This window comes from Arenibacter lacus (assembly GCF_008711145.1).
GTDB classification, from domain to species: Bacteria; Bacteroidota; Bacteroidia; order Flavobacteriales; family Flavobacteriaceae; genus Arenibacter; species Arenibacter amylolyticus.
Window position 1 is genome coordinate 134,890 of sequence record NZ_VVIN01000004.1, and the last position, 9,611, is coordinate 144,500.

Below are 9,611 nucleotides of genomic sequence, written 5' to 3' on the forward strand. Positions count from 1 at the left end.
ATACTACTAATTATGACTTGGAATGGAATGCTCGCCCTTGCACTTATGTGTGTTATAGGTTTTTCGGTAAATGCCCAAAAGCTCTCCCGAGTAGAGAAAAAATTGGTGCGCACTGTGGAGTCCAATAATACCGAAGCTATAGATTTTTTAAAAAAGGTGGTCAACATCAATAGTGGTACCCTAAATAAAGAAGGGGTTAAAGAGGTGGGAATGGTATTCAGGGACGCCTTTGATAATATAAATTTTAAGACTTCCTGGATTTCTATGCCGGAAGAAATGAATAGAGCCGGACACTTATTTGCAGAAACATCGGGGAATAAAGGAAAAAAATTGTTGCTTATTGGACATTTGGATACAGTTTTTGAGGAGGACAGTCCCTTTCAGACTTTCACCATGGTAAATGATAGTATTGCCCATGCCCCAGGGGGAAATGATATGAAGGGGGGCAACGTTATAATTTTGTATGCCCTAAAGGCGCTACATCAACAAGGACTTTTGGACAACGCCCAGATTATTGTGGCCTTTACCGGAGATGAGGAAAGTACTGGGAAACCCTTGGAAATTAGTAGGAAGGATTTGATTGATGCTGCCAAACGTAGCGATATTGCCTTGGGATTTGAAACCTCTACAGGTTTTAACTATGCCACGGTAGCTCGTAGGGGTTCCTCTGGATGGGAGTTGGAGGTAACCGGAAATCGCGCTCACTCCTCCGGAATTTTTAGCGATAAGGTAGGGGCGGGTGCAATTTTTGAAATGTCTCGTATTCTAAACGGATTTTATAATGAGGTAAGAGGTGAGGAGTTTTTAACCTTTAATCCTGGTATCATGATGGGAGGGACCTTTTTGGAATACGATGCCAAGACAGGGAGTGGAACAGCCTTTGGGAAAAGCAATGTAGTGGCACAATCGGCCATTGCAAAAGGAGGGCTCCGCTTTATATCGGAAGAGCAAAAAGAAAATGCCCGTGAGAAAATGAGGCAGATCGCAGCCGAGAACCTGCCACATACTTCCGCTAAATTAACCTTTACCGATAGCTATCCCGCTATGGTCCCCACGGAAGGAAACCTACAATTGTTGGCGCAATTAAATGAGGTGAGCCTGGCTTTGGGTCAAGGGGAGGTGGAAGCTTACGATCCAGGAAAAAGAGGCGCTGCAGATACTTCCTTCGTGGCAGAATATGTAGCCTGTTTAGACGGATTGGGAACCATGGGGTCTGGGGCGCATACCCCCCAGGAGACGGTAAACTTAAACACCATAGAGGCACTTACAAAACGTACTGCCGTAATGATATATAGATTAATACAACAATAGATATAGATGCTAAGTTTAAAAAAAGACGGGAAAATAGTTGCTATAGAAGCAGGAGAATTGGTAGGGTATAAGGTAGATGGTCACGAATATATCCACCAGAAAGGAAGTCCAGGATGGAGAAGTTCGGATACCGAGATGTTTCCTCTAATAGGGCCTACCCAAGAAGCAAATTTTAGGGTACAGACCCCAGAAGGAGTGGCCGTTCAAGATCAACACGGTCTACTTCGTGAAATGGATTATGAACTACTGCAACAAACCGAACATAGCGCCAGTTTTATTAAAAAATATGAGGCAGGTAGCTTGGTTAAAAACAGTAAATATCCAGATAAATCAACCGAAGAATATTTGGCTTGGCCCTATAGCTTTCAATTTGTAAAATCTTTTGCGCTGGACGATGATGGATTAAACATTCAATTTGAAATTAATGGGGAAGAGGGAATGCCATTTATGTTGGGGTATCACCCTGCCTTTAAATTGCATACTGCAGAACCGGTTGTGCTCGCCGGAGACAGAACTATTTCCTTGGCGCAGATATTGGAAGTAGGGAATAGGGCACTCCCCGTACTAAACTGTAACTCCATCACCCTGTCCGATGAAAAGAACTTAACCATCTACACCAAAGGATTTGGGCATTTTATGCTGTGGACGGAAGTATCCAACATGGTTTGTATAGAGCCTATTACTTTCTACCCCTATAATGTAAAGCAGCCGCAATTGCATACGGGTTTTATGGAGTTGAATAGCAGTCAGAATAAATTTTTAGTGAGGTTGGAGCCCTCTAATTGAAGTCAAGGAATATGAAGGATGCATTAGAACGTTATTACAGCTATCTCTTTGAGGAGGAATTGTTGGAGGAAATAAGAAATGTAGGGATTTATAAGAAAATAGGGCAGGGGGAGAAGTTGATGGATATCGGCGATGTGGTTCAAACCATGCCTCTACTGCTGCAAGGTGCGGTTAAGGTGATGCGGGAAGATGATGACCACAATGAACTGTTACTCTACTTTATTGAACGTGGTGATACCTGTGCCATGACATTCTCTTGTTGTTTTGGGGGAAAGAAAAGTGAAATTAGGGCAGTGGCCGAAACCGACACGGAACTTTTGATGATCCCCGTAGAATATATGGAATCCTGGATGGGGAAATATAAGTCTTGGCAACATTTTATCTTGGATAGTTACCACTCCAGGATGATGGAGCTTATGGAAACTGTGGATTCCTTGGCATTTTTAAAAATGGATGAGCGACTCCTAAAGCATCTGCGCGATAAGGCCAAAGTAACCCAGGATGATGTTATTTATACCACCCATCAGGAAATTGCGTACGACTTACATACTTCTCGGGTGGTGGTATCCAGATTGCTAAAAAAGATGGAAAAAGAGGGAGATATTCAGCTAAACCGCAATCATATAAAAATCCTGAACCTATAACTGCAATTCAATCCCCAGTACGGAGTAACTGTAATTAAAAGCGCCTATTGCTTTGGACTATCCAAAACACTAGGCGCTTTTAATAAATATAACCGAGGAGGTTAATAGGTACACGCCTCCGGAGCGGGTTCTATGTAATAATCCTTATAGTTTTTTGCTTTTGGATCCATACAACCTTTTAGGTTTTTTATGGAAACTAATCTGAAATCTATAGGCTGACCTTCAGATTGTAGGCCAATAAACCCTTCTTTTAAAAGCTTTCCGTCAATTTTAATGGCCGGGTCGTACCTATTGGCTACCCCACCTCCAATCTGCGGATTGGTATATTCTAATACTTTCTCCCCATTAACAATATGGGTAACTAAGGAACTTCCTAGTACAATGGCCTCTGCACGGACCCATTGATCGCCATAATAGGTTTTAGAAGTGGAATTTATACAGTGACGTGGGTCAATTTTTCCCTCATAAACCACGTTGGTACCAGGAGAACACATGTTTCCGGTGGGGCGCGATTTACCTTCTTCTAAACCGGCCAAAAACTGCAGTTCTACAGAAATGGGCCAGTCTTGCTCCTTTAAAATGGTGTTAGGATCCTGAGAATGGAACATAACCCCACTATTCTTTATGGTATAGCCGGGTGCCCCAGGATGGAGTTCGCCCACAAACCTATATTCTACCACTAAATGGTAATAGGAATAGGGAGTGTTGTAAAAAAGATGCCCGTAACGCTCATTAAAATCCCCCTCGTATTTATCGTAGCGCACTTTTATAATACCGTCTTCTACCCTAAAGGTATCCCCATAGTTATCACCTGCCTCGTAATGATGGATTTTTGGGGTCCAATCTTCCAAATCCTCTCCGTTGAACATTTGGACCCAGCCATCGTCCTTTTGCTGGGAAACGGATTTAACGGTACTGCACTGGGTAAATACAAAGCCTAATAAACAGCTCAGAATAACTATAGGGTAATTTCGCATCTTTAATGGTTTTTCAAAATTCACGGCCGCAAGATAGGGTTTTTAGTCAAACATACTGTGATTATACCTAGGTACCGTAGGAGATAGCTTAGGTAGTTGGGCTAGTTGTTATCAAAACGGTGGGGTAGATAAGGAAAGGTCATTAACTGCTGCACGCTAGGATCAACCTCTTTCCTGAATCAAAATTTATTGGGACTAAGGCATTAATACCAATAGATTCCAAGGCTAGCATCTTATCCAATAAAATGGTGTTATTTTTATAGAAAGATTGTGGTAAGATTATCTGGCTGTATTAGAATTGTGGGCCTATTGCTACATTCCGTTTAAGTATTTAATACTAATTTTGTCAAATGAGAAAATTCTTCCCTTTCTTGGATTGGCTGCCAAAGTATAAGAAATCCTATTTTAGGAAAGATATAGTGGCCGGACTCACAGTAGGGATAATCCTTGTTCCACAGGGGATGGCCTATGCCATGATTGCAGGATTACCGCCCGTATACGGACTGTATGCTTCCTTGTTTCCCGTACTGGTCTATGCCGTTATGGGGACCTCTAGGCAAATAGCTGTTGGACCAGTGGCAATGGATTCGCTTCTTGTTGCTGCGGGATTGGGGACCCTGGCCATTACAGGCTTGGAAAATTATATTGTCATGGCATTGTTCCTATCCTTTATGGTGGGACTCTTTCAATTTTCCTTGGGGCTACTGCGGATGGGATTTCTGGTGAATTTTATGTCCAAGCCCGTAATAAGTGGCTTTACCTCCGCCGCAGCCCTAATCATTATTTTTAGTCAACTAAAACATTTACTGGGTGCCGATATAGCCAATAACAATAAATTTCACCTACTCGTGGTTAATGCCGTGCAAAATTTGGGCAACATTAATTTCTACGATTTTGCAATAGGCCTTACGGGGATTCTTATTATTAGCTTTTTTAAAAAATGGTTTAAACGGTTTCCCGCTATCCTGCTGGTAGTGGTGCTCAGTACCTTGGTAGTATATTTATTTGATCTGGAAGCAAAGCATGTGAAAGTGGTGGGCGAAGTGCCAGCCGGACTCCCTAGTTTTCAAATGCACAACATCAGTTGGGAAAAGATTTCACAGATATGGCCCATTGCATTAACCTTAGCGTTTTTGGGATACCTGGAGGCCATTTCTATAGGCAAGGCATTTGAAGAAAAAAATAAGGAAGAAACCATAGATCCTAACCAAGAATTGGTAGCCTTAGGGAGTGCTAATATGATTGGGTCCTTTTTTCAGGCCTATCCCGTTACCTCCAGCTTTTCTAGGTCTGCCATTAATTTTGTTGCGGGAGCGAAAAGTACTATCGCTTCGGTAATTAGTGTCTCCATGGTAGTGCTTACCCTCCTGTTCTTAACACCCTTGTTCTATTATCTGCCCAATGCGGCATTGGCCTCCATTATTATGGTTTCGGTATTTGGGCTTATTAACCTATCCTACCCCAAATATTTGTGGAATCAGCATAAAGACGAGTTCTCTGTATTGGCGCTCACCTTTTTGGTAACGCTGTTTGTAGGTATTGTTAGTGGAATACTTATGGGGATCCTATTGGCATTATTGCTGATGGTGTACCGATCTTCCAAGCCCCATTTTGCAGTTTTGGGCAAAATTAGAAATTCGGACTACTATAGAAATGTGGACCGATTTGGGGAAGAGGTGGAGGTCCGTGAGGATATATTGATTGTTAGGTTCGACTCCCAACTATACTTTGGGAACTCTTCCTACTTTAAAAGGAAAATGTTGAAATTTATTGACGTGAGAAGGCCTAAGTTGAAAGCGGTAATCCTAAATGCGGAAGCCATAAATTATATAGATGCAACTGCCTCCAATATGCTGGTGCAACTGATCGGCGAAATCCATAAGATGAATATTCAATTCTATATTGCCGGGGCCATAGGGCCTACAAGGGATATTATTTTTAATAGTGAAATTGTAGATTCCTTGGATAAAGCCTACCTTTTTGTAAGGATAAAAGAAGCCGTAGATCATTTTGATGATCCCCAAGCCATTCCTGCTCTAAGGGAAAAGGTGGCCTTCCAAAACCTAGGCCATCAATAGAGGGCTGCAAGTGAAAGAAATCTATTATTTTTGCTAGGATATGGGGCAGTTATCATTGTGGCAAGCAATTGTCTACCATAATTAGAAGGTGCTGCTTGTATGGATGGGATTGGGCAAGTAGGCCTTAATATATTTTAATTAAGTAATAAAATTGAGTGTGATGAAAATTGAGCAAATATATACGGGATGTTTGGCGCAGGGCGCTTACTATATAGAAAGTAAAGGAGAGGTGGCTATCATTGATCCGCTTCGGGAGGTAGAACCCTATCTAAACAGGGTGAAAGAAGATAATGCCAAGGTGAAATATATTTTTGAGACCCATTTTCATGCCGATTTTGTTAGTGGACACCTTACCCTATCCAAAGAAACCGGGGCCCCCATCGTTTATGGTCCCATGGCCAACCCTTCCTATGAGGCTATAATAGCTGAGGATGGGCAGGAATTCTCTTTGGGGGAGCTTACCATAAAGGTGCTGCATACCCCAGGCCATACCATGGAAAGTACTACCTATCTCTTAAGGGACAAGGATGGTAAGGACCATGCTATATTTTCCGGGGATACCTTATTCTTAGGGGATGTAGGAAGACCAGATTTGGCACAAAAGGCGGCAGATATGACGCAAGAAGATCTTGCAGGTATTTTGTACGATAGTCTGAGGGAAAAAATAATGCCTCTTAACGATGAGGTAATCGTTTATCCCGCACATGGGGCAGGTTCTGCATGTGGTAAGAATATGATGAAGGAAACGGTAGACACCCTAGGTAACCAGAAAAAGATGAACTATGCCCTAAGAGCAGACATGAGCAAGGAAGAGTTTATTAAGGAGGTTACAGACGGACTACTTCCACCTCCAAAGTATTTTCCATTAAATGTGAAGATGAACAAGGAGGGATATGCAGATATTGGTGAAATCCTAAAAAAAGGAACCACTGCATTATCTCCCGAGCAGTTTGAGGAAGCAGCCAATGCCACTAATGCCGTGATCTTGGACGTACGTCATCAGAGCGATTTTGTAAAAGGACATATTCCAAGGTCTATTTTTATTGGCCTGGATGGCGGATTTGCACCTTGGGTGGGGGCATTGATAGCCGATGTGAAACAGCCAATTTTGTTGGTAACCGAAAAAGGAAGGGAAGAAGAGGCCATTATACGCTTATCTAGGGTTGGTTTTGATGCCACTATCGGATATTTGGAGGGAAGCTTCCAAGCATGGAAAGACGCGGGCAAGGAATACGATACCATTAGCTCCGTCCCAGCCAAGGAGTTGGAAACCGCGTTGGCCGAAAAAGAAGCTCCTGTCTTTGATGTTAGAAAAGAAACCGAATTCCAATCGGAGCATGTGGTGGATGCCCATAACACCCCCTTGGATTACATCAATAAATATTTGACGGAATTTCCAAAAGAGGAGCCTTTCTATGTTCACTGTGCTGGTGGGTATAGGTCTGTCATAGCGGCATCCATCCTCAAGAGTAGGGGGATCCACAATCTTATAGATGTAGCAGGTGGATTTGGTGCCATAAAAAAGACGGATATACCCGTTACGGATTATGTGTGTCCTACCACGCTCTAAATAGGAATTCACAAGCAATTAACTTATAAATAGATGATGCCCGGTAATTAGGTAGTTCAACCTAAATTATTGGGCATCCTTGTTTAATCTGGGAGTGCTTTGTGTGGACGTTGTAGTTAAATCATAATTTTTCCAGCCCATAAATGTTTGCCAATACAACGGTATTATCTAGGGAAATAGTTACTGATATTAGGAAATTATATAGACATGATATATTATTTCAGGATACTGACATTAATCATGATTTTAGAAACTACCTGCTCCTATTTTAGCATTTTATAAATTGTAACAATAGAGAGCATGATGAAATTTCTACCCTTAGTCAATTGGAATAACGGTATGGTAATGATCGCCATCTTTGGCGTGGTTTGCGTAGCATTAGTGGGTGTTGTACTTGTTTTTTTATATAGCGGTAAAAAGAAATAATTTCTGGACATTGACCCAGTGGTCCTATGAATCCAGTTGGTATAATCACGGTGTGGTAGGATGGGAAAGCGGGATGCTTCTATGAGGGAATTTCCTAAGGTACCAGTTAATGATTCTTTTGGTATCCACATTTTCCCGTTTCCGTTCCAAAAAGTTTTCCAAATCATCCAAACCCTGGATAGGTTCCGTTTTTTCTATAAATCCATACCCTTTATACTGCCCTTCCGCAAGTAAAACAAAAGCTCTTTCGTTGGGGGTTCTCCCTTTTTCGGGTATGATAATATTCTTGTTTTTTTCTTTCTCCGCTTTAATGGCACTCTTAACCCTGTCGTTATAAGTAACTATAGCTTCCTTTCCCCGGCAAATCCCCCGACAATTCCGAATACTGTAATGCGAACAACTTTCAGCGTTTTCCTGAAGGTGGCAAAATTTGGGACATAGTTCATGACCCTGGCATATTTCCTCCAAAAAAGACCTGCAATCGGCAATGGTGCTAAAGGTGGCAATAGGATTGGAGACATGTTTTAAATTATTGTAGGCCAGGTGGAGGATACCATTTCTATCCTCATAAGAGAAAACGGCAACTTCTTTTGAAATCCGTTTTTGACTGGAGTTAAACTGGGGGTAATGTTTTTTGATGGCCTCAGATTCCATTAACAAGGCCACTAGCTCACTACCCGAAAGTTCGTAGTCTATATCGTGGGTTGCCTTGCAGAGCCTGACTTCCTTATTAGATTTGTTGTAAAAGTGTCCCAAAACCCGCTTCTTAATATCAATGGCCTTTCCTACGTATATAATACTTCCTTTTTGATCCTTAAAGTAATAAACCCCCGCAGCATTGGGAAGTTTTTCAAAGGCTTCCTTTGGAAGGTCTGGCGGGAGGGTGCCTTCCTGTGACCGCGCATTTAGAAAGGTTTTAAAAACGGAAGCGGCCCCTTCAGTAGCTATTAGTTTCTTAAACAATAACACCGTGGCATGGGCATCCCCTCTAGCGCGGTGCCGATCTGTTAGGGGAATGTTCAGGGCCGAACATAATTTTCCCAAGCTATAAGAATTGAATCCGGGTATCAACTTTCGGGAAAGACGCACCGTACAGAGTTTTTTCCGGGAATAGGTAATTCCTATATTGCTAAATTCATTTTTTATTACGTTATAGTCAAAATTGACACTGTGGGCCACAAAGATGGTGTCTTGGGTCATTTCCAAAACCAGTTGGGCTATCTCTTCCCATTTGGGAGCATCCCTAACCATAGTGTCGTCTATCCCAGTTAGGCCCGTAATAAAGTAGGGGATCTCGCATTCCGGATTTACCAAGGAAGTAAACTCGTCCACAATCTCCCTTCCATCAAAATTGAAGATGGAGATTTCGGTAATCTTATTGCCCTTAATACCATTCCCAGTGGTTTCTATATCTATAATACTGTACATCTACTATGTTCCAATTTTTGGAGGACAATAAAGTTATGGGAAAATGATCAGATAATTGGGGTGTTGGATAATTATTCAGTTTTGGTTGCTTTACGCTATACGAGATTTTCAAATTTATATTTTCGTTTTAATTATCTTAAAACAGCTAAGGCCGGTCCGTATTTAACTGGTTTCTTTTTATAAATTCTTATGGTATTGTATATGGTGATAATGATATTATATGCATATAGAAGTAAAGGAGGGAAAAGCATTGTAAGCACTCCAAACGGGGAAAATGGGCCGAAGTTGGGAAGTATACTTGCTAAAATTTGTCTAGATGCTGGGAATAGGAATATAAATACGGCTATGTAATACAGGAATAACAAAAGAGTCCATGAAATTTGAAAGTTCA

Annotated in this window: 7 protein-coding genes and 1 pseudogene; 5 read left to right on the plus strand and 3 right to left on the minus strand. The window is 41.6% G+C overall.

Going from position 1 to position 9,611, the window contains the following annotated elements; all coding sequences use genetic code 11:
- Positions 1-12 precede the first annotated feature (12 nt).
- The 3 genes from F1E73_RS03220 to F1E73_RS03230 are packed head-to-tail and all read left to right on the plus strand — an operon-like array spanning position 13 to position 2,741.
- A complete protein-coding gene (locus F1E73_RS03220; RefSeq protein ID WP_150451078.1) occupies positions 13-1,311 on the plus strand; it encodes a M20/M25/M40 family metallo-hydrolase in 1,299 nt (432 codons plus the stop codon).
- A 6-nt stretch (positions 1,312-1,317) separates the two neighbouring features.
- The gene (locus F1E73_RS03225; RefSeq protein WP_086476104.1) at positions 1,318-2,097 is read left to right on the plus strand and encodes an aldose 1-epimerase; all 780 of its coding nucleotides are present in this window, start codon (positions 1,318-1,320) and stop codon (positions 2,095-2,097) included.
- An 11-nt stretch (positions 2,098-2,108) separates the two neighbouring features.
- Positions 2,109-2,741 (plus strand): Crp/Fnr family transcriptional regulator, encoded by a 633-nt coding sequence (locus tag F1E73_RS03230; protein WP_150451079.1) that lies wholly within the window; start codon positions 2,109-2,111, stop codon positions 2,739-2,741.
- Between the two features lie 101 nt (positions 2,742-2,842).
- Here F1E73_RS03230 and F1E73_RS03235 read toward each other — a convergent pair whose 3' ends face one another.
- On the minus strand, positions 2,843-3,718 hold the full coding sequence (locus tag F1E73_RS03235) for a 3-keto-disaccharide hydrolase (protein WP_086476106.1): 876 nt from the start codon (positions 3,716-3,718) through the stop codon (positions 2,843-2,845).
- Positions 3,719-4,068: 350 nt separating this feature from the next.
- Here F1E73_RS03235 and F1E73_RS03240 point away from each other — a divergent pair, with 350 nt between their 5' ends.
- A complete protein-coding gene (locus F1E73_RS03240; protein ID WP_086476107.1) occupies positions 4,069-5,796 on the plus strand; it encodes a SulP family inorganic anion transporter in 1,728 nt (575 codons plus the stop codon).
- Between the two features lie 160 nt (positions 5,797-5,956).
- On the plus strand, positions 5,957-7,366 hold the full coding sequence (locus tag F1E73_RS03245) for an MBL fold metallo-hydrolase (protein WP_150451080.1): 1,410 nt from the start codon (positions 5,957-5,959) through the stop codon (positions 7,364-7,366).
- 471 nt (positions 7,367-7,837) lie between these two features.
- Here the strand turns inward: F1E73_RS03245 and F1E73_RS03250 are convergent, their stop codons facing one another.
- Both F1E73_RS03250 and F1E73_RS03255 read right to left on the minus strand, forming a co-directional pair.
- Positions 7,838-9,220, minus strand: coding sequence for an exonuclease domain-containing protein (locus tag F1E73_RS03250; RefSeq protein WP_150451081.1), 1,383 nt, complete (start codon positions 9,218-9,220; stop codon positions 7,838-7,840).
- A 131-nt stretch (positions 9,221-9,351) separates the two neighbouring features.
- Positions 9,352-9,611, minus strand: a pseudogene (locus F1E73_RS03255) (DUF4870 domain-containing protein); the annotation flags it as partial.

Coding starts and splice junctions, on each gene's coding strand:
- F1E73_RS03250 (WP_150451081.1), bottom strand. CDS start 9,220: ATGTACAGTATTATAGATATAGAAACCACTGGGAATGGTATTAAGGGC.
- F1E73_RS03235 (WP_086476106.1), bottom strand. CDS start 3,718: ATGCGAAATTACCCTATAGTTATTCTGAGCTGTTTATTAGGCTTTGTA.
- F1E73_RS03220 (WP_150451078.1), top strand. CDS start 13: ATGACTTGGAATGGAATGCTCGCCCTTGCACTTATGTGTGTTATAGGT.
- F1E73_RS03225 (WP_086476104.1), top strand. CDS start 1,318: ATGCTAAGTTTAAAAAAAGACGGGAAAATAGTTGCTATAGAAGCAGGA.
- F1E73_RS03245 (WP_150451080.1), top strand. CDS start 5,957: ATGAAAATTGAGCAAATATATACGGGATGTTTGGCGCAGGGCGCTTAC.
- F1E73_RS03230 (WP_150451079.1), top strand. CDS start 2,109: ATGAAGGATGCATTAGAACGTTATTACAGCTATCTCTTTGAGGAGGAA.
- F1E73_RS03240 (WP_086476107.1), top strand. CDS start 4,069: ATGAGAAAATTCTTCCCTTTCTTGGATTGGCTGCCAAAGTATAAGAAA.